Annotated in this window: 24 protein-coding genes; 4 read left to right on the forward strand and 20 right to left on the reverse strand. The window is 52.6% G+C overall.

Annotated elements, in window-relative coordinates; all coding sequences use genetic code 11:
• Positions 1–18: 18 nt before the first annotated feature.
• The 5 genes from uxuA to BO53_RS0104285 are packed head-to-tail and all read right to left on the reverse strand — an operon-like array spanning position 19 to position 5,298.
• Entirely contained in the window at positions 19–1,053 is a 1,035-nt protein-coding gene (uxuA, locus tag BO53_RS0104265; protein WP_031545802.1) for a mannonate dehydratase, read from the reverse strand.
• Between the two features lie 15 nt (positions 1,054–1,068).
• The gene (gene uxaC / locus BO53_RS0104270) at positions 1,069–2,469 is read right to left on the reverse strand and encodes a glucuronate isomerase (RefSeq protein ID WP_031545804.1); all 1,401 of its coding nucleotides are present in this window, start codon (positions 2,467–2,469) and stop codon (positions 1,069–1,071) included.
• A gap of 30 nt (positions 2,470–2,499) precedes the next feature.
• A complete protein-coding gene (locus BO53_RS0104275; protein WP_425414476.1) occupies positions 2,500–3,804 on the reverse strand; it encodes a TRAP transporter large permease in 1,305 nt (434 codons plus the stop codon).
• The gene (locus BO53_RS0104280; RefSeq protein ID WP_031545808.1) at positions 3,801–4,298 is read right to left on the reverse strand and encodes a TRAP transporter small permease; all 498 of its coding nucleotides are present in this window, start codon (positions 4,296–4,298) and stop codon (positions 3,801–3,803) included. The genes BO53_RS0104275 and BO53_RS0104280 overlap by 4 nt, the downstream gene beginning before the upstream one ends.
• Positions 4,285–5,298 carry a TRAP transporter substrate-binding protein gene (locus BO53_RS0104285; protein WP_031545810.1) on the reverse strand — a complete coding sequence of 338 codons (1,014 nt, stop codon included), beginning with the start codon at positions 5,296–5,298 and terminating at the stop codon, positions 4,285–4,287. The genes BO53_RS0104280 and BO53_RS0104285 overlap by 14 nt, the downstream gene beginning before the upstream one ends.
• 226 nt (positions 5,299–5,524) lie before the next feature.
• Between BO53_RS0104285 and BO53_RS0104290 the strand changes: the two genes are divergently transcribed.
• Positions 5,525–5,962 (forward strand): acyl-CoA thioesterase, encoded by a 438-nt coding sequence (locus BO53_RS0104290; RefSeq protein WP_031545812.1) that lies wholly within the window; start codon positions 5,525–5,527, stop codon positions 5,960–5,962.
• 56 nt (positions 5,963–6,018) lie between these two features.
• Here the strand turns inward: BO53_RS0104290 and BO53_RS0104295 are convergent, their stop codons facing one another.
• Positions 6,019–6,867, reverse strand: coding sequence for an aldo/keto reductase (locus tag BO53_RS0104295; protein WP_031545816.1), 849 nt, complete (start codon positions 6,865–6,867; stop codon positions 6,019–6,021).
• The gene (locus BO53_RS0104300; RefSeq protein ID WP_031545818.1) at positions 6,868–8,028 is read right to left on the reverse strand and encodes a catalase family protein; all 1,161 of its coding nucleotides are present in this window, start codon (positions 8,026–8,028) and stop codon (positions 6,868–6,870) included.
• Between the two features lie 199 nt (positions 8,029–8,227).
• On the opposite strand from BO53_RS0104300, the gene nhaC reads away from it, so the two are divergent.
• Positions 8,228–9,694: a Na+/H+ antiporter NhaC gene (gene nhaC / locus BO53_RS0104305; RefSeq protein WP_031545821.1), complete on the forward strand. Its 1,467-nt coding sequence runs from the start codon at positions 8,228–8,230 to the stop codon at positions 9,692–9,694.
• A 123-nt stretch (positions 9,695–9,817) separates the two neighbouring features.
• Here nhaC and BO53_RS0104310 read toward each other — a convergent pair whose 3' ends face one another.
• Together BO53_RS0104310 and BO53_RS0104315 are read right to left on the reverse strand one after the other, a co-directional pair.
• The gene (locus BO53_RS0104310; protein ID WP_031545823.1) at positions 9,818–10,441 is read right to left on the reverse strand and encodes an SDR family oxidoreductase; all 624 of its coding nucleotides are present in this window, start codon (positions 10,439–10,441) and stop codon (positions 9,818–9,820) included.
• 76 nt (positions 10,442–10,517) lie between these two features.
• Complete coding sequence (locus BO53_RS0104315) at positions 10,518–11,336, reverse strand: ZIP family metal transporter (protein WP_031545826.1); 819 nt, start codon at positions 11,334–11,336, stop codon at positions 10,518–10,520.
• A 134-nt stretch (positions 11,337–11,470) separates the two neighbouring features.
• Here BO53_RS0104315 and BO53_RS0104320 point away from each other — a divergent pair, with 134 nt between their 5' ends.
• The gene (locus BO53_RS0104320; protein WP_031545828.1) at positions 11,471–12,358 is read left to right on the forward strand and encodes an EamA family transporter; all 888 of its coding nucleotides are present in this window, start codon (positions 11,471–11,473) and stop codon (positions 12,356–12,358) included.
• 30 nt (positions 12,359–12,388) lie between these two features.
• On the opposite strand, the gene BO53_RS0104325 is transcribed toward BO53_RS0104320, so the two are convergent.
• Positions 12,389–13,489, reverse strand: coding sequence for a M24 family metallopeptidase (locus BO53_RS0104325; RefSeq protein WP_031545829.1), 1,101 nt, complete (start codon positions 13,487–13,489; stop codon positions 12,389–12,391).
• 115 nt (positions 13,490–13,604) lie between these two features.
• Here BO53_RS0104325 and BO53_RS0104330 point away from each other — a divergent pair, with 115 nt between their 5' ends.
• Complete coding sequence (locus BO53_RS0104330) at positions 13,605–14,216, forward strand: hypothetical protein (RefSeq protein ID WP_031545831.1); 612 nt, start codon at positions 13,605–13,607, stop codon at positions 14,214–14,216.
• 45 nt (positions 14,217–14,261) lie between these two features.
• On the opposite strand, the gene BO53_RS0104335 is transcribed toward BO53_RS0104330, so the two are convergent.
• The 10 genes from BO53_RS0104335 to BO53_RS0104380 form a co-directional block, all read right to left on the reverse strand.
• Complete coding sequence (locus tag BO53_RS0104335) at positions 14,262–14,837, reverse strand: sugar O-acetyltransferase (RefSeq protein WP_245608189.1); 576 nt, start codon at positions 14,835–14,837, stop codon at positions 14,262–14,264.
• Positions 14,838–14,937: 100 nt separating this feature from the next.
• Positions 14,938–16,893 carry a S9 family peptidase gene (locus tag BO53_RS0104340; protein ID WP_031545836.1) on the reverse strand — a complete coding sequence of 652 codons (1,956 nt, stop codon included), beginning with the start codon at positions 16,891–16,893 and terminating at the stop codon, positions 14,938–14,940.
• A gap of 85 nt (positions 16,894–16,978) precedes the next feature.
• Entirely contained in the window at positions 16,979–17,935 is a 957-nt protein-coding gene (locus tag BO53_RS0104345) for a FecCD family ABC transporter permease (RefSeq protein ID WP_031545839.1), read from the reverse strand.
• Positions 17,928–18,839, reverse strand: a complete 912-nt coding sequence (locus tag BO53_RS0104350) for an ABC transporter substrate-binding protein (protein WP_156956088.1) — start codon at positions 18,837–18,839, stop codon at positions 17,928–17,930. Before BO53_RS0104350 ends, BO53_RS0104345 begins: the two co-directional genes overlap by 8 nt.
• A 48-nt stretch (positions 18,840–18,887) precedes the next feature.
• Entirely contained in the window at positions 18,888–20,534 is a 1,647-nt protein-coding gene (gene argS / locus BO53_RS0104355; protein WP_031545844.1) for an arginine--tRNA ligase, read from the reverse strand.
• Between the two features lie 3 nt (positions 20,535–20,537).
• On the reverse strand, positions 20,538–20,936 hold the full coding sequence (locus BO53_RS0104360) for a YwiB family protein (protein ID WP_031545847.1): 399 nt from the start codon (positions 20,934–20,936) through the stop codon (positions 20,538–20,540).
• 55 nt (positions 20,937–20,991) lie between these two features.
• Positions 20,992–22,347, reverse strand: a complete 1,356-nt coding sequence (gene mgtE, locus BO53_RS0104365; RefSeq protein ID WP_031545849.1) for a magnesium transporter — start codon at positions 22,345–22,347, stop codon at positions 20,992–20,994.
• Between the two features lie 184 nt (positions 22,348–22,531).
• Complete coding sequence (locus BO53_RS0104370; RefSeq protein ID WP_031545852.1) at positions 22,532–23,056, reverse strand: YwhD family protein; 525 nt, start codon at positions 23,054–23,056, stop codon at positions 22,532–22,534.
• Between the two features lie 12 nt (positions 23,057–23,068).
• A complete protein-coding gene (locus BO53_RS0104375) occupies positions 23,069–24,370 on the reverse strand; it encodes an HD domain-containing protein (RefSeq protein ID WP_031545853.1) in 1,302 nt (433 codons plus the stop codon).
• 153 nt (positions 24,371–24,523) lie between these two features.
• Positions 24,524–24,754, reverse strand: coding sequence for a hypothetical protein (locus BO53_RS0104380; RefSeq protein WP_031545855.1), 231 nt, complete (start codon positions 24,752–24,754; stop codon positions 24,524–24,526).
• Positions 24,755–24,863 lie beyond the last annotated feature (109 nt).

Raw genomic sequence — 24,863 nt, forward strand, 5'->3', positions numbered from 1 at the left:
CAAACTTATCCTTTTCTTTTATTTTCTATTTACTGTATCGATGATGCCGTTCAGGTAGGCAGCACCGAGTGCACGGTCGTAGAGGCCATAGCCCGGTCTGCCCGTCTCGCCCCAGATCATGCGGCCGTGGTCCGGACGGATCGGCACGTCGACGCCGCTTTCGACGAGCTTCCCGACGATGCCCACCATATCGAGTGAGCCGTCATGCACGGAGTGGGATGTCTCCTGGAAGGAGCGTTCGCCGGTCCATTTGACGTTCCTGGCATGCACGAAGTGGATGCGTTCCTTGGCGAGTTTGATGATCTCGAACAGGTCATTCTCCGGTGTGGAACCATAGGACCCCGTACAGAACGTGATGCCGTTGTGTCTGCTCGGCACGGCTTTGAACAGCTTCCGGAGGGCATCGGCACCGGTGATGATGCGCGGCAGGCCGAAGATGCTCCATGGTGGATCGTCCGGGTGGATGGCCATCAGGACATCCTCCGCCTCTGCGACCGGGATGATGCGCTCGAGGAAGTAGATCAGGTTGTCGAACAGCTGGTCTGCGCTGATGTTCTGGTAGGCATCGATGATCTCCTTCAGGTCGTCCGTCTGGTAGGACAGGTCCCAGCCCGGCAGCGTGAGTTCACCGCTCAAAGGATTGATGCCCTTCACCAGCGCCTCGTCATACTTCAGGGAATTCGAACCGTCCGGCAGTGGGGCATCGAGCTCGATGCGCGTCCAGTCGAACACCGGCATGAAGTTGTAGCAGACCGTCCGGATACCCGCTTTCGCCAGGTTTCGGATCGTCTCCCTGTAGTTCTCGATCAATGCGTCGCGGTGGCCGCGGCCCATTTTGATGTCTTCGTGGACCGGCACGGATTCGATGACGTTCAGGCGCATGCCGTGTGCCGCCACCGCGTCCCGCAGCTTCACGATCTCATCGTACGGCCAGACCTCCCCGGCCGGGATGTCGTAGATTGCCGATACGATCCCCTTCATCTGTGGAATCTGGCGGATGTCCTCAAGCTTCACCGGATCATCCGATCCATACCATCTAAAACTCATTTCCATAACAGTCGCTCCCTTTTATTCATTTTCAAGTCCAAAGTATTTTTTCGCATTATAGTAGCATATGCCCTCGACATATTCCTTGAGCAGCTCACGGTCATCAGGCACCGTGCCTGCCTCCACCCATTCTCCGAGCAGTTCACACAGGATTCTCCTGAAATATTCGTGGCGCGTAAAGCTCAGCATGCTCCTTGAATCCGTCAGCATACCGATGAACGTCTTGAAGGCGCCCGCGTTCGCCAGCGTCTTCATCTGCTCCCGCATGCCGTCATAGTTGTCGTTGAACCACCATGCCGTGCCGAACTGCACCTTGCCCGGAATACCGCCCCCCTGGAAGTTTCCGGCCATCGTCGCCATGATGATGTTGTCGCGCTGATTCAGTGTGTAGAGCACCGTCTTCGGCAGTGCATCGTCCCGATCGATGCGATCGAGGAATTTCGAGAGCGGCTGTGCCACAAGCTGGTCGTTGATCGAATCGAATCCGCTGTCCGCCCCGAGGCTTTTGAACATGCGGGAGTTGTTGTTCCTGAGCGGACCGATATGCAGCTGCATCACCCAGCCGTATGCGTTGTACTGCTTCGCAAGCTGCACGAGCGTATATGTCTTGAACTGCGCCACTTCGTGTGCCGACAGCTCCTCTCCCTTGAGGACTTTACCGAAGATGGCTCCCGCCGTTTCCGCATCCGCCTCGGCGTAGAACATTTCATTGATCCCGTGATCGGAGGCACGGCACCCCATTTCATTGAAGAATTCGATGCGGGCATACAGTGCATCCAAAAACTTCCCGTAGGTGTCGATCTTGCCGCCTGCAGCAGCCTCCAGCTTCCCGAGCCATTCCCCGTAGTCCGGCGTATCGATGGCGATGGCCTTGTCGGGCCTGAATGAAGGCGCCACCTGCACATCTATCGTGTCGTCCTCCCTGATGAGCCTGTGATACTCCAGGTCATCCGTCGGGTCGTCGGTCGTGCCGAGAAACTTCACTTTCTGGCGCTCCAGTATACTTCTCGGCTTCAGTGCATCTTCCTGCAGCATTTCATTCGTCTTCTCATAGATGGCATCTGCACTTTTTGGCGACAGCAGGTCGCTGATGCCGAAGAAGGTCTTCAGCTCGAGCTGCGTCCAGTGCAGCAGCTGGTTGCCGAAGAGCTGGGGCACGGTCTCCGCGAAGGCATCGAATTTGGCCTTCTCGTCGGCCTCACCGGTTATCCTGTCCTCTTCGATGCCGGCCGCCCGCATGGCGCGCCATTTGTAATGATCCCCGCCGAGCCACACTTCCGTGATTGAATGGTAGTTTTCATTCTCGTATATCTCTTTCGGGTTGAGGTGGTTGTGATAATCGATGATGGGCAGGTCTTTGGCGACATCATGATACAGCCACTTCGCCGTCTCTGTAGTGAGCAGGAAATCCTTGTTGATCATTTATATCTCTCCTAATCCTTTTGTTGAAGCTTATGTCAGGTTGAACAGTTCCGGCAGGAACATGCTCAGAACCGGCGTAAATGTCACGATCAGCAGCATGATGAACAGTACGATGAAGAATGGAATCAGGACCGGCACGACCTTTTCTATCCTGATGTCGGCCACACTCGCACCGACGAACAGTGCAGATCCGACCGGCGGTGTGATGTTGCCGATGCACAGGTTGAACGTGATGATGATGCCGAAGTGGATCGGGTCGATGCCCATGTCCATTGCGATCGGCAGGAATATCGGTGTGAATATCAGTACCGCCGGTGTGATGTCCATGAAGGTCCCGATGACGAGCAGGATGACGGTCATGAGCAGCAGAATGATGATTGTATTGTCCGTCAGGGAAAGCAGTGAATTGCTGATGGCGTTCGGCAGCCCTGTGTAGGACATGACCAGTGAGAAGATCCCCGAGACGGTGATCAGAAGCAGGATCATCCCTGTGATTTCAACCGTTTCCCTGAGTATGTTTGGAATTTCCCTTATTTTCAGGTTCTTGTAGATCATCGAGAGTATCGTGGCATAGACCACAGCCACTGCAGCACCTTCCGTTGCGGTGAAGATGCCGGCGACGATGCCGCCGATGACGATGACGATGAGGAGCAGGCTCGGGATGGCGTCCAGTGTGAGGTACGCCTTGTCCCGCCAGGAGATTTTCTCGGAGATTGGATACTTGTATTTCTTCGCCAGTACAAAGGCGACGAGCATCGTTGCCAGTCCCCAGAGGATTCCCGGAATATAGCCGGCCATGAACAGTGCGGCGATGGATGTGCCGCCGCTGACGAGTGAATAGACGATCAGGATGGATGTCGGCGGGATGATCAGCCCGGCAGGTGCAGATGCAATATTGACCGCTGCTGCATATTTGCGGTCATAGCCGCTGTTCAGCTGCATCGGCGTCATGATGCGCCCCATTGCCGCAGCAGATGCCACACTGGATCCAGCAATCGAACCGAAGAGCATATTGCCGACAACATTCGTATGGGCCAGTGACCCCGGCATCCTGCCGACGAGCACTTTGGCAAAGTTGATCAGCTTGAAGGCGATGCCGCCGTTGTTCATGATGATGCCTGCAAGCACGAACAATGGCACCGCGAGCATCGTAAAGCTGTCCATTTCAGTGACGAGGCGCTGTGCCCCTGTCAGTATCGTCGTATCGAATGGCATGATGAGCATGAGCGTGAAAAGTGAACTGAGCAGGATGGCAATGGCGATCGGGAAGCCGATTGCCAGGAACAAAAGCAGCAGTCCGAAGATTACGATTCCTGATAATACTGTCAAACTCATAGACTTTTCACATCCTCATCCTCTTTTTTCGCGACCCTTTCTATGGTCATGATGTTATAGATCGTATAGAACAGTGTGATGACTCCGGACACCGGCAGCGCCGCATAGACGAATCCCATGGAGATGCCCGTGGCAGGGGCAATCTGGGGCGATGTCAGCATTGTGATCCGGATGCCGCCGTAGATGAATACGATGGCTGCCGTGAGCAGGATCGCGATCTGTGCCAGGTATGTCAACGCCACCTGCATATTCCAGCCCATCCTTTCACGAACGAACAGGATGGCAATGTGTTTGTTCTTGCCGAAGACGTAGGCTGCAGCGAGCAGCGTGAACCATATCAATGTATATCTGATGATCTCCTCGCTCATCGTGCTCGGATCGTTCAATATATACCTGGCGATGACCTGCCAGATGGACATCAGTGTCATGGCGATGATGGCGATGCTTGCGAAAGTGAGGATGAGGGTGTCCACTATGCGTTTAGCTTTCTTCATCAGAATCTCCTCCCTTGAACAGTTCATAGATCGGCCGCATTGTCTCGTCGGCCTTCATCTCATCATGGAGCGGCTGGACAGATTCGATGAAGGAGGACTTGTCCACATCATGGAACTCCACACCCATTTCATTCTGCGCCTCTTCCGCCGCCGCTTCAGTCGCTTCATTCCATACGACTTCGTGGAATTCATTCGCAGCATCCGCCGAATCACGGATGATCTGGCGCTCTGCTTCCGTCATGCGGTCGAGCCTCTGCTTGTTCATGATGAGCATATCCGGAACAATCGCGTGCTCGGTATACATCCAGTGCTTCGCCACTTCCCCATGTTTCGAGCTGACGAGTGACGTCAGGTTGTTCTCGGCCGCATCGATGATGCCCGACTGCAGTGATGTATACACTTCCCCGTAGGCCATCGGCGTCGGCGTACCACCGAGTGCATCAATCATCGCCACGCTTGTGGCACTCGGCTGGACCCGCACCTTCAACCCTTCCATATCTTCCGTATCCTCAACTACACGATCCCGTGTGTAAAGGCTTCGGCTCCCGGCATCGAAATATGTCAGACCGACGAAGCCGATATCCTCCGACGCATTGTATATGACATCCGTAATCTCGGGATCCGACATCTTCTCCTTGAATTCATCGGTATCTTCAAAAAGGTAGGGCAGGCCGAAAATGGAATACTCCGGACGGAAGCTCTCAAGCGCCCCCGCACTGACTTTGGTGACATCCACCGCACCCGTCTGGGTCAACTCGATGACTTCCCGTTCATCCCCGAGCTGTCCATTCGGATAGAGTGCGATCGACATATCACCATCAGAACGCGCCTCGACCTCCTCTTTGAATTTTTCAAGCGATTTATGTACCGGATGGTCCGTTGGGTGATTGTGTGCAAGAATCATATTGTGTCCACCTCCTGCTTCTGACGATGCATTGGAGCATGCGCCCAGAAGCAGGAGGATGGATACGCTTACAAAAAGAATAAAATATTTTCTCATTCGATTTACCGCTCCCGTATATTATTAATTGGTTTAATAGTACAACTAATTTAATATTAAATCAATGTATTATCATAAATAGACTTTAAAATTTAGTTTTTCAGTTAAACAATAAGCACATTTAGCATACCTATAAAAATTATGGACGCTGAACCCGACAGAGGACCCGATTCTGACAGTTTGTTATAATATTTTTAACAATAAAAAGAGAGAAAGGGAGTATAGAATGGAACAGGGTTACGTTTCCGAAAGAGAAATCCAGATCATGTATGCCGATACCGATATGATGGGCGTCATCTATCATGGCAATTACCTGAAATGGTTCGAAGTCGGGCGCATGCAGCTCATCGAGGACATCGGTTATGACTATGTCACAATGGAGCGCGAGGGATACTACGCTCCGGTCTATAATGTCGATGTCACATATAAGAAGGCCTTGAAATACGGAGACCGTGCCTCGGTCAGGACATGGGTTGTGGAAAATACCGGGATGCGGACAACTTATGGCTATCAGGTCGTCAATGCTGACGGCGAAGTATGTACAGAAGGCACAACGACCCATATCATCGTCAAGAAGGTCGATGGCGAGTTCAAGCCAGTCGCCTTCAAGAAGATCTTCCCGGAGTGGTTCAGGAAATACGAAGAGATTAAAATAGAAAAATAAATAGAACGTCCCCGAGGACGTTCTATTTTTAATATCTATAAATTTTTTGGCCTCTCCTATACATATTCCTCATATTCATTCGGATGCTGGTCCTCCACCCTGCCGGGTTCACCCTTGTCGAGTGCATCTATCGCTTCAAGGTCTTCCTGTGTCAATTCGAATCCGTATACATCGAGGTTTTCCCTCTGGTGTGCCGGAGAATCGGATTTCGGGATGACCAGCACTCCATTCTGAACATTCCATCGTATGATAACCTGAGCCGTTGATTTGGAATATTTATCGGCAATCTTCTTTATTGTCGGGTTTTCCAGCACATCATTGATTTCACGTCCAAACGGGCTCCATGCCTCGGTCAATATGCCATGCTTCCTGTTCGTTTCCACTAGTTCCTTGTTGTTGAAATATGGGTGCCGTTCGATCTGGTTGGTTGCCGGTGTGACGCCTGTTTCCTCGATGAGCCGTTCGAGGTGTTCGGCGAGGAAGTTCGATACCCCGATCGTCTTGATCAGCCCGAACTTCTGTGCATCGATCAGAGCCTGCCATGCCTCGACATATTTATCCTGCTTCGGCAGCGGCCAATGGATGAGGTATTTGTCAAAATAGTCGATGCCGATGCGGTACAGTGATTCCTGGATCATATATATTGCCTTGTCATAGTCATGTGCTGCACCCGGAAGCTTGGAGCTGATGATCAGTTCCTCGCGGGGCACCGTCGTCCGGCGGATGGCCTCCCCCACTGCACCTTCGTTGTTGTAGTTTGTGGAAGTATCGATGAGCCGGTAGCCATTCTCTTCAATGGCTGTCAGAATACTGTTCACTCCTCTGGCGCCCTGGATGTTCACCGTGCCCAGTCCGATCTCCGGCAGCGTGCTGCCATCATTCAGTTCATATTTTCTGTTCAACATCTATATCCTTCCTTTCTGTATCCTCTGCACTTCGTGTCTCCCCAAAAGTTTGACGACAATCGAGTCAAGCAGCTCCGGCACTTCATGCTTCAGGGCCATGCCGGCTATGAATGTATGGATTTCATCGATATTGGAAGCCCCCTGCAACTCCTGATATCGGGTTGTCTCACCTTCATCTGCATCCTTTCTGAAATGCTCCCATACCGTCTCCATATAGTTCCGGACATTTTCTGCATCATAGTCCATGCCATATGCCTGATCAAGCATTCGCCTGAATTCCCGGACGGACATCCGGGTCTCCGATTCGAGCAGTTTCTGCACTGCGTCATGGAGCTGCGGACTTTTCAGAAGGACAAAAAGCTGCTCCTCCTTCCAAAGCTCCTCGAGCATATCGAATTTCTTCTGATCGAGTTCCGCCTCCTCCATGCGCCCGAGGAATGACCGTCTGTAAAGGAAATGTCGGAGCAGCGGTATCTCTCCATTCGGATCCCGGCCGAATGGGGCGTTCATCGTATCGAGGAATTTTATTTCCTCGCCGTTCACCTTCTGGTCGACCGAGATATGACCGAGATGCGTTTCATCTTCCGGACGATACTCTGTAACGTGTGCATCCCTTTCTGCATAGAGTTCGATATTGCTGGTCTGCGGGTCATAGTCCAGACGGAATTTAAGCGGATCGCCCCCATAGCTCTGGGCCGTGTAATACTTATAATCCATATCCGTCCGCTTCGGCAGCCATTTTAGTAGTGTATCCAGATCCCGATATAGTCCGCCGGGCTGGAATATATTGATGAACCGGCGGACGTTCTTCTGCTCCAAATACAGCTTGACGTTATACATTACGCTGGTGACTTCAGCTGCGGTACCCAATGGGAAATATGGAAAATTGACACCGATGATGTCAATCGGCCTCAATGGATGATGGAACCTGACCGAGCACCCCTTGATGTTCACCATCTTGTCTGGCATCTTTTCTGAAGTCGCTGCATTCGACAGCCGCACGGTCGCCTGTGCAACATCCCCAAAAATCTGCTTCCCTTCATCATTCAGGTGGACCGTCGCTTCGTGATGCTCACCATTTCCATGCGCCCTCCGCGCCCCCGGGTCATGAACATCGAACCGCTCAATCAGATCGATGATCACATCTGCTGACGTTTTCATGAAAGTCCCTCCCTTTTGCTTCTCTCTCATTAAATTCACCTTTTTGGCATTTTCTAAACCAAAGAAGCCCTCCCGTGAGCCGCTTGTCCGTCATCACATGTCTACAGTGTAATAGTATTCATAAAATATATGTGAATATTCGTATAATCATTTCAGTATCAATGTCCCGTTGTTATATAATCATGCTTGGGTGATAAATATGGAAAAACAAAGGGAAAAGAAAGACTTCAACATCTTCATGGCACTATTGCCGCTGCTGCTCATGATTACAGCAATGGGAACGGCGGTCATCTGGCTGGAACAGGACCCACATCTGCCGCTCATTTTTGGCACCGCTTCCGCAGCGATTGTGGCCATGCTCTACGGATATAAATGGAAAGAAATCGAGGATATGATGTATAAAGGCATCCGCCTGGCACTGCCGGCAATCGTCATCATCATACTCGTCGGCCTCGTCATCGGCTCATGGATCGGCGGGGGCATCGTCGCCACAATGATCTACTACGGCCTGGCGCTGATCAGTCCGGCGCTGTTCCTGGTCACGATTACAGTACTCTGTGCGATTGTGGCACTGTCCATCGGCAGCTCCTGGTCCACGATGGCAACGGTCGGTGTTGCAGGAATGGGCATCGGCATGAGCATGGGCATTCCGCCGGCAATGGTCGCAGGCGCCGTCATATCCGGTTCCTATTTCGGTGACAAGATGTCCCCGATGTCCGATACGACGAACCTGGCTTCGGGACTTACAAACACGGATCTGTTCGTACATATCAGGCACATGTTCTATACGACCATTCCAGGGCTCATCATCGCACTCATCGCCTTCTTCTTCCTCGGGCGGCAGTTCGGGGGGCAGGGAAATACGAACGACGCCGAAATTTCGGGCATGATGCAGGCACTCGACGCGCAGTTCCTCATTTCACCGTGGCTCCTGCTCGTTCCGCTCGCCGTCATCGTATGCATTGCCTTCAAAATGTCCGCCATCCCTGCGCTGATCGTCGGTATTGTTCTCGGATTCCTGTGCCATATCCTTATCCAGGGCGGGGACCTCGGAACCGCAATCGCCACACTGCAGGGTGGTTATGTCATCGAATCCAATAACGATATGATCAACGAGCTCTTCAACAATGGCGGTCTGGAGTCGATGATGTACACGGTATCAATGACCATCGTTGCCATGACCTTCGCCGGAATTCTGGAATACAGCGGCATGTTGCAGGCCATCATGAGACAGGTCATTAAAATCGCCAAAGGGACACTCGGTATCGTCACTTCGACCATCGTCGCTGCGTTCGCAACAAATGCTACATGTTCCGAACAGTATATATCCATCGTCGTCCCTTCACGGATGTTTCTAAGAACCTATGTCGAAAAGAACCTGCATTCCAAAAACCTCTCCCGTGCGCTTGAGGATGGCGGTACATTGACATCCGTCTTCATCCCATGGAATACATGCGGTGTCTTCATATACGGTGTGCTCGGTGTCGCAGCCTGGGAATATGCGCCCTATGCAATCTTCAATCTGGTCGTGCCGTTCATTTCCATCCTCCTTGCCGCAACAGGCATCGGCATCGAAAAGATTTCCGATGAGGAAAGGGAGGACTTCCTCGATAAGCATTATGGAGAGGAAAAATCGAAGGAGTCACTGACACCTGAAACAGTGTAGGTGATGGCATTGCCTAACTTGTCTTCGTGACTCAGATGAATTAAGCACCCTCAGATCGGCCAAACACGTGCAGAACGCAAAAGCTGCAGACCTCTCACAGGTTCTGCAGCTTTTTGATATCTATTATAGTATCTCTTCCACTGGCGTATCGCCTTCATGCAGATAATACGTCCTGCCTTCAGGCTTATCTGTATCGACGATGTGCGTCAGTACATTTGCAACATCTTCCCTTGGAATTTCAGCGATTTCTGTACCGCCTTCAAAGAGTCTGACCTTGCCCGTCCCCGGATCATTCGTCAGCATACCTGGACGCAGAATGGTGAAATCGAGGCCTGAAGCCTTGAGATATTCATCCGCACGGTGTTTGGCATACAGATAATACTGCATTTGTTCTGCGTCTTTAGGTGCATCTGCACCCATGGAACTGAGCATGACGAAATGTTTGACACCAGCCTTTTTCGCATTATCCACGGACTCTATTGCACCTTCCTGGTCAATCAGCACCGTCATATCGGCACCTGTATCGCCGCCGGACCCTGCTGCAAACACAACGGAATCCACACCTTCAAAAGCATGGGAGAAGTCCTTCTGCAAGTCACCGAGCACCGTATCGATTCCCTTCTCCTTGAACTGTTCCACCTGCTCTTCCTTGCGGACCATCGCCACCGGCTGATGGCCTTTATCTTTCAGTTTCTCTACAAGCTGATGGCCGACCTGGCCATTTGCACCAATAACAAGTACTTTCATGTAGTCATTCCTCCTTGTCTAATCTGTTGTCTATACCCATATGGGGAGGGGGTGCTAAACATGAATTCGTATTATTCTACCCGAGCGCGACATCGAGGATCATCATGAGGGTGAATCCAAGCATGAGACTCATTGCTGCAAGGTCCGAGTGCCCGTTTTCCTGAGTGCTCGGAATGACCTCTTCGACGACGACAAAAATCATTGCACCTGCCGCCAAAGCCAAAGCATACGGCAGAGTCGGACTCATGATCGAAATGGCCAGCACACCGATGACTGCAGCAATCGGTTCGACTACTGCCGACATCCACCCCAGGAAGAAGCTCTTCGTGCGCGACATGCCCTCACCCCGCAGTGGCATGGAGACCGCCATTCCTTCCGGAATGTTCTGAAGGCCGATGCCAAGCGCCAGGGTTGCAGCACCTGCTGCGATTGCTGCACCATCTCCGTTGGCGGAAACGGCACCGAACGCGATTCCGATGGCGAGGCCCTCCGGAATGTTATGCAGTGTCAGAGAGAATACGAGGAGTGTACTCCGCCGCTTTTTCTTCGCACGCCAGCCTTCCATCCGGTCTTCCGGCGCATTCCTGTGAGCGTGGGGAATCAATTGGTCGAATGCATAGATGAAAAGTCCCCCGAGCAGGAAACCGACTGCTGGCGGGAACCATTCCCCGATGAAGTGACTCTGACTGTGTTCGATCGCCGGAGCGAGCAAGGACCAGAAGCTCGCTGCAATCATGACGCCGCCTGCAAAGCCGAGCATCGTATCGAGGAACTTGTCATTCACTTCCTTTGTGAAAAATACGACGGCTGCCCCGAGCCCCGTCGTAATCCATGTGAACAGTGTCGCTGTGAGCGCCTGCAGCCATGGGTCGAATCCCATAAATGTATCTATCATCAGTCTATTCCTTTCAAGTATCTGAATATTCCTATGGAAATTATACTCCATTATGGCGTATAGTATCTATAATATGATTCGTTCCATGTTCACTCAATACCACATCGACCAACTGTTAAAACGGAGGGAGCATAATGAAAGCCAGTCTCGCACCTGTGATCATTCTCATCGCTGCAATACTTTGGGGGACGGTAGGCACTGCAAAGATATACTTGCCGCCAGGCGTCGACAGCATATCGATCGGAGCCATGCGCCTGATCATCGGCAGCCTCATCCTCCTCATCATCGCCCGGCTCCTTGGCCAGTTGACCTTCAGGGGCTGGCCCCTGAAAATCATTCTGACTGCCGGGCTTGCCATGGCGCTTTTCCAGCCCTTCTTCTTCAATGCAGTCACACTGACCGGCGTCGCGGTCGGGACGGTGGCGTCAATCGGCAGTGCACCTGTTTTCTCTGGGCTGATCGAGTGGCTGTTCTTCAAAGTCCGGCCCGGCCGGGTATGGTGGATCTCCACCATACTCGCCATCACCGGATGTGCCATTCTGATGTTCAATACGGGATCGATTACCGTCGATCCGCTCGGCATACTCTCTGGGCTCGGCGCGGGCGTCTCCTTTGCCAGCTACACGATAATGAACTCCAGGCTCGTACAGCACCACCATCCGATCGCCACCGCCGCCATCGTCTTTACAATCAGTGCCCTGATGCTCACCCCATTCCTGCTGTTCAATGACCAGTCATGGCTGATGACGCCAAATGGCATCTCTGCAGTCCTCTATATCGGCCTGTTCGGCACAGGACTGGCATATTTCCTGTTCGCCTATGGGCTGAAATCCGTAAAATCCTCTTCCGCCGTCACGCTGGCACTCGCCGAGCCATTGACCGCTTCGCTGCTCGGAGTGCTGTTCGTGGGGGAAGTGCTTGCACTGTGGTCCTGGGTAGGCCTCCTCATGCTGCTGATGGGACTTCTCATCCTGGCGCTGCAGTCAAGGCAGCGCCCGCGTCAGGCGGATGTGAATACTTAAAACCCGTTTGGCTCACCAAACGGGTTTTCTCTATCCTTCGATTGTAATGCTGTCGATATCTTTTGGAAACTTGGTGAAGATGTATGTCGTATCGTCTATATACAACATGTCTTCTATACGCACACCGCCAAATCCAGCCTTGTAGACCCCCGGCTCCACAGTGATGACATGCCCTTTTTCAAGCTTGTCCGTATTCTGTGCATCGAGTGATGGCGCTTCGTGCAGCCCGAGGCCCAGTCCATGTCCAATGCGGTGAGTGAAATATTCCCCGTAGCCATCGGCCTTTATTTCATCGCGCGCCGCATCATCCAGCGTATTCATCGGCGTGCCAACCTGAGCCTGGCGTATGCCGGCTTCATTCGCCCTCAGTACAGAGTTGTAGATGGCCTCCTGTTCCTCAGTCGGATCACCGATGATGAACGTGCGCGTCATATCGGATACATAACGGTCCTTCGTCACTACACCGAAGTCAATGAGCAGGAAGTGTCCGGGTTCGACGACCGTATCACCGGATGTACCATGCGGCAGAGCGGAATTTTCCCCTGTCAGTACCAGTGGACCGAAAGATACATCCACCGCACCATGTGCCTTCACTCTACTGAGCAGAAATTCCGCGATTTCCTTCTCCGTCCTGCCGGATACCGGTTCGTTCACAAGGTCGGCCAAAGCCTTTTCGGTAATATCCACCGCTTCCTGCAGCTTCTCCTTGTCATCCGCATCCTTCTTGCCGCGCAGCCGGTTGATTTCATCATCTACGGAGTGTATCTGATCGGCAGTATAGTTTTCAAGGAACCTCTGATAGCGGTTGTATGTGACATGCCCGCCTTCGATGCCAAGTGACTCTGCATCAATTGCATGTTCGAATATCAATCTGAAGGCATCCTCCCCATCATTGTACGGGAGATGGTTATCGACGACAGCCGTATCATTGACGACTTCCTGGTCGAGCGCCGGGAACATCAGCGCCGTATCATTCGTCTTTACGTTGATCAGCAGGGCAAGCACCCTTTCATGCGGCTGGATATAGCAGCCGGTGAAATAAAAGACATTCGTCGGTTCCGTAACGACCACCATATCGACATCAAGCATTGATGTGAGCCGTTCCACCCGCTCTTTGTATTTCTCTGTCATTTCCAACATCCTTTCTCATTCGATTCATCATTTCCAATATAACACAGGTTGAGTAAATATAAATCCCGGGGAAGTTGTGCTACCATTACACTATCGATACATGGAGGCCTGATTCATGTCACCAGCATTCATCAAACAGCTCCATAAGGAGTTCAACCCCACATTCCATATATCACCATATATCACTGTTTCCCTCCTATTGCTCTATACATTCATCAGCGGCATCTTCGGCTACCTGCTCGGCGTCGAACTCTTCTCACAGGAAGTGATATCCAATGTTCTGCTCTTCGAAATCCTTCTGCTCCGCCTGGGTGTCCTTACTCTGTACGCCATGGCCAACCTGTTCTTCCTATACCTCATGGTCGGATGGTTCAGGAAGTCGTTCGTCAATGTGGTGGTGCTCCTGTCATACTACCTCGTATTCACGTCCGTCGTATTTGTTCTGACGATACTGATGTTCCTGCTTGTCTGGATATTGCATACGCTCTTCAGCCTCAATGAATCACCGCTGCTCATCATATTCGGAATTTCACTCGTCATCATATTCACCCTGCTCAACCTGTATCCGGGGCACCTGTTCTACCTGGCCATACGCCACCGCCCGATCGACATTTTTTGGCCGTTGGTATTGTATGTCATCGGCATCCACCTGATTACGTATGTCATGCTGCGCCTATGGAATACGGTCGACCTCATACTGATATGGAACCTCGGCATTTCAATATAAAATAAGATGTGGCATCCGTGCGGATGCCACATCTTTTTGTTCCCATCACTCTCTGCCGGGTTCAATCTTCCGAATCGTCCTGCACGGGTTGCCGGCAGCCACTACATTTGCCGGGATATCCTTGACAACGACCGCACCGGAACCGATGACTGTGTTCTCACCGATCGTCACCCCCGGATTGACCGTGGCATCCGCACCGATCCATACATTGTCGCCGATCGTAATCTCCTCACCATATTCCAGCCCCTGACGCCTTTTTTCTGGATCGATGGGATGGTTGGCTGTAATGAGTGACACATTCGGCCCGAAAAACACATCATCACCGATTGTAATCCTCGCGACATCCAGAAAAACACAGTTATAGTTCGCATAGAAATTGCGTCCGACTTTGATGTTGATGCCATAGTCGCAGTAGAACGGCGCACGGATGCTGAGTCCTTCGGCATGATAGCCGAACAGCATGTCGAGCAGCCGCCCCTTCTCTTCACCGTGCGGATGGTTGTACTGGTTCATCAGATTCTCGGCATTATCTCTCAAGTGCACGAGGGTTGGATCCTTCGGGTCATAGTATTCACCCCGCAGCATCTTTTCCTTTTCGGTCATTCCACTCACCTCATCCATAAAAGTTGCTCCCGTTTCACTTTCCCTTTTTTCTCCGGATTAAGCAGGACAGCAAAGAGGTGGACGGATTCAGATAGGATTTCCCGGGAAATCTCTACACTCAGTCCAGATACTTTCCAAACCAGTCCGTCAAGTACGTGAGGCGTTCGATCCTCAAGTTCGGTTTTCCTGTACGGGAAAGGTTATGATCCGCTTCCGGGAACCTGATGAACTGCGTCTCCTTCTTCTGATACTTGAGGGCGATATACAGCTGCTCCCCCTGCTCGATCGGGCATCTGAAGTCACGTTCGCTGTGGAGGATGAGCAGCGGTGTATTGATGGCATCGACGTACTTGATCGGGGAATGGTGCCACATCTTGTCGATATCGCCGAATTCCGCCTGGATCTGCCAGTCCGTGAAATAGTAGCCGATGTCGGAAACACCACGGAAGCTCACCCAGTTGCAGATGCTCCGCTGTGTGACCGCAGCCTTGAAACGGTCCGTATGGCCGACGATCCAGTTGGTCATGAAACCGCCATAGGAGCCGCCTGTAACCCCGAGGTTATCCTGGTCGATCCAGTCGTATTTTCCTGTGATATAGTCGACTCCGGCCATGATGTCACTGTAGTCCCCACCGCCGTAGTCGCCCCTGACGGCATCGACGAAGGATTGGGAGTAGCTGTGGGAGCCCCTCGGGTTCACGAAAAGGACGGCGTAGCCTTTGGCGGCAAGCACCTGCATCTCATGGAAGAATGTATTGGCATAGAAGGCATGCGGTCCTCCGTGGATATTCGTGATCATCGGATAGCGTTCTCCGCCCTCATAGCCTGCGGGCTTCATGAACCATCCATGCACTTCTGTGCCGTCCCCACTGTTGAACGTGATGTCCTCCGGGTCCACGAGTTCCGTCTCCTCGATATATGTCCGGTTGACATGTGTGAGCTGCTCAAGCTGCTTCGAATCGAAGTCGAACCTGTACAGTTCACCTGGAGAAGTGTGTCCGGAAATCGCGAGCACCGCGAACTCCTCTGTGGCGTCCATACCGAAGATATGGTGGCGGTCTTCAAGCAGCGGGCTCATTTCGCCTTCCACACTCCCTTCGTAGAGGTTTACGCTCCCGTTGTCCGATACGAGAAAGACGAAGCGTGTATCGGATGTCCACTGGGCGGGGTTGGGTTCGATGGCCTGCTGGGTGTCTGCAGCGACATAGTCGCCGACCGGCTTGTCGAGCCCTTCGGTAATATGCTTCTTCTCCCCTGTATCGATGTTGTATACATGCAGTGTCGCATGTGTGGCATTCTCAAATCCGCGTCCCATTTCTACGATCAGCAGATGTGCTCCATCGGGTGATGCCTCAACTTTTACCACGCCGCCTTCTGCGGTCGGCACCTCTCGAGGCTCCCGGTCTCCCTCTTTGATATACAGCGTCTGATTGAAGTTGAAATCGGGATCCTCGCTGTCATCTGTGGAATAGACATACACATCCCCGCCGATCGTTTCGTGGAGCGTGAAGTTCTCCTCCCCTTCGAACAGGGTCTCCACTTCACGCGTTTCGATGTCGACGGACTTCACCGCCTGATACTTCTCCTTGAGGAGACCCAGGCTGTCGGCCTTGTATTTCATCCGGTCGATGACGACCGGTTCCGGTTTCTTATCCTTGTCGTCTTTTGATTCCCCTTCGCCTTCACCCTTCCCCTTCTCATTGGATACATGATAGTGGACCTTCTTGCCATCATTCGAAAAATCTGCGCTGTTGACGCCTTCCTTTTCCTTCGTCAGCTGGATGCGTTCACCGCCTGCTGTGTTCATCAGGAACACTTGCGGCTTGTCTTCCGCCTTTGCGATGAACAGCATCCACTGGCCGTCGTTCGAATGTCTGAGGTTGGACAGGCGTTCCGGCTGATATGTAAGCTGCTGCATGGCCCCCTCCTGAAGCCGGTACAGATTGGTGATGTAGTCATTCTTCTCCTCGTCGAGATGCGTGACCAGAGTGGTGATCCGCTGATCTGCCCCCACTTTCGGCGAAGAGACCGAATTGATTTTGAAAATATCCTGAATGCTCGTTTTACGTGTCACTATGATTCCCCCTTAAATTAAAAAAAGACTGAATATACAGCCTTTTCATTATTTTATCACGATGATATTCAATTGCCTACTCATGTCACTGCCGGACTCCGGTGAGCACCCGCTTGTGCATCAGGAAAATGAAGAGCGGCACCGCAGAAACCATCACCATCACCCCTGTGGGGATCTGGATGGGTGCAATGGCCGTCCGTCCGATGGTATCGATGATGATGATATACAAAGCCCCATACAGTGAAGAGAGTATGAAGAGCCGCCGGAACATCAACGGCCTGAAATAAAGGATCATCTGAGGGACGATGATGCCGACCAGTGCCACCAGTCCGGTGAAGCTGACCGCAACAAGCGGGGGAATCGACGCGACAACAAGCAGCAGGGGCCGGATCCGCCTGGCATCGACGCCGAGGCTGTACGCCCTGGCATCACCCAGGTTGAGCAGGTCGAGGGCGCCACCGGCACGATACAGTACTGCACCCGACAGCAGGGTCAGCGCCCCCGTCAGCAGCACGGCATCGTAGTCTGCACCCGATAGGGAGCCGAACATGTATCTGACGATGGATTCGGTCTGATCGGGCGCGATGAGCACGATGATATAGAGCACTCCGCTCATCATCGCCCCAAGCAGCACACCGATGATGATCAGCGTCTCAGGCCGATAGGTGGTCTCAAGCCGCCTTGCTGCTGCCAGGACGAGTGCCAGGGCCAGCAGTCCTGCAGCGATGCTCGCCAAAGGGCGGAGGACCAGAGGCAGCACTCCGGTGACCGAAGCCGCACTGCCAAGGACGGCGGCATTCGCCATCCCGAGGGTGAAGCTGTCCGCCATCGGGTTGCGCAGCACAATCTGAAAGACCACTCCGCTCATCGCGAGCGCCGCCCCGAGGATGATGGCGAACAGTACGCGCGGCAGGCGGATGTTGAAAATGATATTCCTGGTCTGGTCGGACGGGAGCCCAGCCAGATCCACAGAGCCGATGAAGAGGCTCAGGACGGCTGCCAGAAAGGTGGCTGCTGCAATGATGGCGACATGCCTAATCATAGACACAGCGTCCGACTGCCCTCAGACCTTCCGCAATCCGGGGGCCCGGTCGGGCCAGGAGGTCCGGGGATATATTGCACTGGTTTTCAGGCTGGCTGATTTTGAGTTCCGAAAAGCCCGGCATTCCATCGATCGATTCCGAAAGTTCCGCGTCTTCAAGGCCCATGATCGACACCAGTTTGTCCGGATCCCTTTCTATGACGTCCTCCGGACTGACATTCGGGTACCCTTCGAGATCATCGAATGCATTGTCGATATAGATTTCTGCCAGAGCGTCTTCAATGAAGGTCCCGCTCCCTGCCGTATAGAGTTCAGGCTGATCCGAGATATGGATGAACACCTCATATGAATCTGAACGATCCTCAAAGATGTTGTTCTGTACATTGATATCACGTTCGATATCCTCGATCAGCCATTCGGCCGCCGTCCTTTCCCCAAGAAACTCGCCGATGGCTGTAATGGATGCATATATTTCCTCGATGGCCCGCTCTTCATTTACGATCAGCACTTCTGCGCCGGTCGTTTCAGAGACACGGCCCAGCGTTTCTGCGTATTGGGACACTGAGGACTCATGTCCAAGGATGTGCGTCGGCTCGAGTGCAATCAGCTGCTCCTCATCCAGCTCAAACACATCCATTTTTACGACCTCATCATTCTCCACGACCGCCTCCGGATGGCTGACTTCCGTCGTCACAGCCACCAGATTGGTCCCAAGCCCCAGCTCAGCAATAATCTCCGTGTTGCTCGGCATCAGCGAAACGATGCGGCGCCCCTCGAGCGGTGTTTCTTCAGGGCCGACCTCATCCACACCTTCACCGGCCGAAGCACATCCTGCAAGCGTGATGATAAATATGAGCAGTACGACTGACAGCCTGTTGTTCATATCCGCCACTTCCTTGGTCATTGATTTCAATTCCTGTAAAAAACCCCCACCACATGGCGGGGGCGATGATTACATCTGCTCAGGTGCAGAGACGCCGATCAGACCCAGTGCATTCTCCAAAGTCTGTCTGACCGCTTCAATCATGAGCAGATAGGCAGCCGTTTTTGCCTGGTCGTCCGTCAGCACCTTATCTGCATTATAGAATTTGTGGAACACCCCGGCGAGTTCCTGTATATAGTTTGGAATGCGGTGTGTCGCACGGCTCTCCGCCGCACCTTTGACCACATTTGGGAAGTCGGCAAGCTTCTTCAGCACCTCGAGTGCATGTTCATGTACAATCACATCAAGATCCGCGTCCATATCGAGCGCATGGCCGTCCGCTTTCGCCTGGCGCAGTATTGAACAGATGCGGGCATGCGCATACTGTGCATAATAGACCGGGTTGTCACTCGATTCGGACTTCGCCAGTTCAAGATCGAAGTCGAAGTGCGTATCCGGACTGCGCATCGCGAGGAAATAGCGGCTTGCGTCCACTCCGATCATCTCGATGATGTCGCGCAGCGTAATCGCCTTGCCGGTACGTTTGCTCATCTTGACCTCTTCGCCGTTTTCTATCAGGCGCACCATCTGCATGATCTGGATCTCCAGGCGCTCTGGATCTTCACCCAATGCCCCGAGCGATCCCTTCAGACGCTTTATATAGCCATGGTGGTCCGCACCGAAAAGGTTGATCAGCCTGTCATAGCCGCGCTCGACCTTGTCGAAGTGGTAGGCGATGTCCGGCATCAGATATGTGTATGTGCCATCCTGTTTCCTGAGTACACGGTCCTTGTCGTCTCCAAAGTCCGTCGTCCTCAGCCACAGTGCACCATCCGCTTCATACGTATAGCCGTTCGCAGTCATCTTGTCGAGCGCCTTGGTGATTTCACCCTTCTCATAGAGTGTCGATTCGCTGAACCAGCTGTCGAAGTGCACATTGAAGTCATGGAGATCCTGCTTCAGCTTCTCCATCTCATAGTCGACGCCCATCTGACGGAACATCTTCACGCGGTCTTCACGGGACGTATCAATCAGTTCAGGCGACTCCTTGGCAAGCTTCTCGCCGATCACCTGGATGTCCTTGCCCATATACCCGTCTTCCGGCATGTACAGCTCCTGCCCCAGCGCTTCCAGGTAGCGGGCTTCAATGGACAGCGCCAGATTTTCGATCTGGTTTCCGGCATCATTGATATAGTATTCGCGGGTCACATCATGGCCTGCAAACGCCATGATGTTCGCCAGCGTATCACCGACGCTCGCATTTCGTGCATGGCCGATGTGCAGATCACCCGTCGGATTCGCACTGACGAACTCGATCAGCACCTTTTCGGGGTTCTCGTGCACCGTGCTGCCGTAGCGGTCCTTCTCGGACAGGACCTTATGGATGATGCCCGTCAGGGACGCCTCGTCCATCCTGAAATTGATGAAACCCGGCCCCGCAATGTCCACGGACTTCACACTGGCCGACCTGTAGTCGAGATTGTCGATGACCGCCTGGGCGATCTCCCTCGGATTGCGCTTCGCCTCTTTCGTCAGCACCATCGCTATATTCGTGGAGAAATCCCCGTTCGCCTTCTCCTTCGGCACTTCCACCTTGACCGGGGGTACGGTTTCCACGAGCCCCGACTTTCTGACTGCTGCTTCGATCGATGTCCTTAACTGCTGTCTCAAATCCATCGCTTACCCTACTTTCCTGATTTTATAATGATAGTCTCCGAGTTTGCCGTTATGGTCGTACAATTCGTAACGGATCTCAATCGTCACTTCCCCGATGTCGAGCGCGGTCGTATTGATGCGGAAATGATGCTTCCCCGCCGGAGACTCATAGAACGTATCCGTCGTCTCCCCCTGCTGAAAATGAAAATTCATATTGATGATGCCACGCCTCTGAATCTTGATGAAATCATCACCGACACGCATCACCACATCAATTTCATAGTCGTCCAGCTGCTCCGTATAGCGGAGATAGCGGTCCTTCCGCTCCAGCACTTCAGCATTGACCGTCTGTTCATAGCGTTTCCTTTCGCCATTCATATCGACGACCTGGTTGATTCGATACATTGTTTCCTTCTTATCCATAATATCACCTACAAGTAAGGTAAATTATAACATACCGGCATAGTGTAGACTACGCCTATATCTGCAGCAGGCTGGTGGCTATTGAAAAGTAGATGAACAGTCCAATGATATCATTCAGGGTCGTGATGAACGGCCCACTCGCAACAGCCGGATCTATCTTCAGCTTGCTGATGATGATCGGCATGATTGTACCGATGACCGTTGCAACACTCAGCGTCAGGAGCAGCGAGATGCCGACGATGAATGCGAGCCACAGCTCCTGATAGAAGACCAGTATCAGGATAATGATCGTGATTCCGCTCGCCGCGCCGACCATCACCCCGGCACCAAGCTCCCGTCCCAGCGTGCGCCACAGGCCATGCTTCTGATATTCCCCTGTGGATATCGTCCGCACCATCACTGCGAGCGACTGTGTTCCCGTGTTGCCCGCAGCGTCCATGACGAGCGGGATGAAGAAGGAGAGCAGGACGACCGATTCGAGCGTCTCCTCGAACGCACCGATGACATTTGCCGTAATCAGTCCAAGGCCCATGAGGAGCATGATCCATGGCGCCCGTTTCCTGGCGGCCCCAAAAGGGGAGACGTCCATGTCCGTCGTCCCCCGCGAGGCGGTGAGTTCCCCCACATCCTCCGTCGCTTCGAACTCCATGATATCGATGATGTCATCCACCGTGATGATGCCGAGCAGTTCATTGTCTGCCCCCACGACTGGGACGGCAATGATGTCATAGTCCTGCATGATATGGGCCACCTGCTCCTGATCCATGTCGACGGTTACGGTATGGACTGATGTATCGCATATCTCCTTCAGTTTCCGTGAATCTTCGGCAATGAGGAGATCCCGCAATGCGACGAGTCCGACCAGCTGCTGGTCATCGTCCACCACATAGACGAAATGCACCGCTTCATATGTCGTCGTATCCTCCTTCAGCTTTTCAACCATCATGTTCACATCATCCTCGGGTGCCCCTCGGACGAATTCCTTCCGCATGATGCTCCCGGCGCTGTGCTGGTCGTACTGCAGGAGCTCCTCCATGTACCGCCGCTTGGTCGGGCTCAATCGGGAGAGGATCTCCTGCTGGTCCGCTTCCTCCATCGGCTCGATGAAACGACGCGTGTCATCGGTCGCCAGACGCTCCAGCATGCGTATACGGTAATCCTCCGCCATGATCCCGTACAGCTTCAGCTGCCTTCTGCGGGAAAACCATTTGAAGACCTGTGCAAATGCCTCCGGAGAAATGACTTCAAATACCGCTGCCTGCTCCGCTCTGCTGAAGGACCTCAGAATCTGGTACTGTTCATTGCTATGTAGCCCGGGAAAGCGTTCGGCGAATGCCGATCCGTCCGCATGGAGCATCTCCCTGTATGTCTCGATTGTCCGGGAATCGAGCCTTTTCTTCATATCCCTCATTTTTATGCCTCCTTGAAATCCTTTATTGGACCATACCCGCACGGAGGCGTAACAGAACAAAAAAGTGGCCAGGATTTCTCCTGGCCACCGTGTCCTAGTTATATCGCATATAACTACATATATTTTATATTTCGGCAGACCAATCTGCAATCGTTTTATGACTTTGACACAATACCGTCACAATTTAGTCATTTTCCATCTCTTTTTGGAGCGCTTCCGAGTTGTTCCATATTTCCTCATTGTGGGATATCAGAAAGGATTTCAGGGCGGAGCGGCTGCCCGGGTCCATATCGTTCAGGTCGATCTTCCCCTTCATGGAACGGTCCATCATGTTGACATGCTCGGGCATCAGCTTGTATCCGCGGCGTTTCGTCCTGTTGACCATCTCAAAGCATGCTGCCACCCCGCTGTATACCGGGCCGACATCCATCCGCTCGACACTCACCCATACCAGCCAGTAGGATTCCGCATCCTCCCCTTCAACTTCAGACCGGTCGGTCACCCATTTTACACGCCGTTCCACTTCGGCCCGGGCATGCAATCCACCCATATCGATGAATGTTTCCCCCGTGTCCTTGTTCACATAGACGGGAGCGACGTTCTCCAGGCTGATCGAGCCGATATTCTGGCCCTTATGCCCATCCAGTGGATCGTTCTTGAGGATATTGAACTGGAATCCAGGTTTCTTGCCATTAGAATCATTCGTCATATTATCATACTCCTATGCCAATTCATTAAGCAGGTTTATAATTTCGCCTTTGACTTCAAGATCTTCTATCTGCATTATCTTCTCTCTCGGGTAATAAAGTTTCGAATCCATGCGATGGACACCTGTGATGCTATGGATGATGGCCGACTGTGTACTGATTTCACGCAGCTCGCCATTGCTCCGCTTCAGGTGGATGGGTCTGCGGTTGCTCTTCGATCCCGGGCGGTCATAATCATAGGGCAGATCCGAATAGGAGTCGCTGAAGAAATAGTAGTCCGGGTCGATGCCCGCCTTTTCAAAAAGCGCCTCGAGTTCGGAAATCGTGATGACCGAGCCGTCGAACGGGAGGTATTTGAACAGATCCCTGTTGACGAACCGGTGGGCCAGATCGCTCAATATCGGGTCATCCTCATGAATCCATTCCTGCAGATAGAAATTGACGACCATCTCATCGAGCCGCAGGTAATCCTCGACGGCAACCTCGCCCGAGAAGAACGGTATGAAATATTTCGGTGCCTGTTTGAATGTATAGCCGCCTTCGTGCAGGTACTTCGCCCGTTTCAATGCAAGGTTCAGGAGCACCTCGCCGCCGCGTGATACCGGATGGAAGTAGATCTGCCAGTACATCTGGTAGCGGCTCATCAAGTAGTCTTCGACGGCATGCATGCCGCTCTCCTTGATGATGACCTCCTCCCGGCTCGGGCGCATGACGCGGAGTATGCGCTCCATGTCGAAATTGCCGTAGCTTACACCGGTATAGTAGGAATCCCGCTGCAGGTAGTCCATCCGGTCGGCATCAATCTGGCTCGATATCATGCTGATGACCAGCTTGTTCTCATGCGTCTTGTCGATGACCTTCGCCACTTCAAGGGGAAAGTCCACACTCACCCTTTTCAGCACTTCATTCACTTCAGTGTTGCCCAGGATGATTTTGCGCGTAAACTCCTCGTGATCGGTATCGAATATCGTTTCAAAGCAGTGGGAAAACGGTCCATGACCGAGATCGTGGAGCAGGGCTGCTGATAATGCCAGCAGACGGTCATCATTATTCCACTCTTCGAACTCCTGGAAATTGACCACCATGCGGCGCACAATCTCATATACGCCAAGTGAGTGGTTGAACCGGGAGTGCTCTGCGGAATGGAAGGCCAAATAGAGGGTGCCGAGCTGCTTAATCCGCCTCAGCCGCTGGAACTCCTTCGTTTTGATAAGGTCCCATATCACCTGGTCGCGCACATGAATATACCGATGCACCGGATCTTTGAAAACCTTCTCTTCTACAAGCTGTTTTTTGCCATATTCACTGATTGTCATCCCACTGCCCTCCTCATACTGCCATAATATCATTAGAAAGCCCTGCTGTCATCAACCCGCGGGCTCTCCGGCTGGTGCCACCCAACAGAAAACCGGCTGCCGATGAAAGGCAGCCGGTCAGTGGCCGGCATATCCTGATATATTGCCGGAAGGCTAGTTGTTTACGCTGTCCGGGTCATCTTCATTGCCGAGCTGTCGCTTCTCGGACTTCTGATTCCGGACGTCACGCTCACGATCCGCCTCCTCCTTGTCCCTTTCAGCCGCCGGGCTGTCCGGAGGCACATCTTCTTTCACCTCACCGTGTGGACCTGAATTGTCCTTGCGTGCTTTCAGCTTCTCTTCCTCTTCCCTCGTCGTCATTCTATCTTTATTTTCTTCAGCCATTCGTATCCACTCCTTTTACAGGATATATTCCACCCCACGGAAGAGTTAAACGCCCATATGCATATCGTTGTGCCGCCCCATGCTGCGTCCACCCAACAAAAAAAGGCCA

It is taken from the genome of Salinicoccus luteus DSM 17002 (assembly GCF_000712035.1).
In the GTDB taxonomy this organism is placed as follows: Bacteria; Bacillota; Bacilli; order Staphylococcales; family Salinicoccaceae; genus Salinicoccus; species Salinicoccus luteus.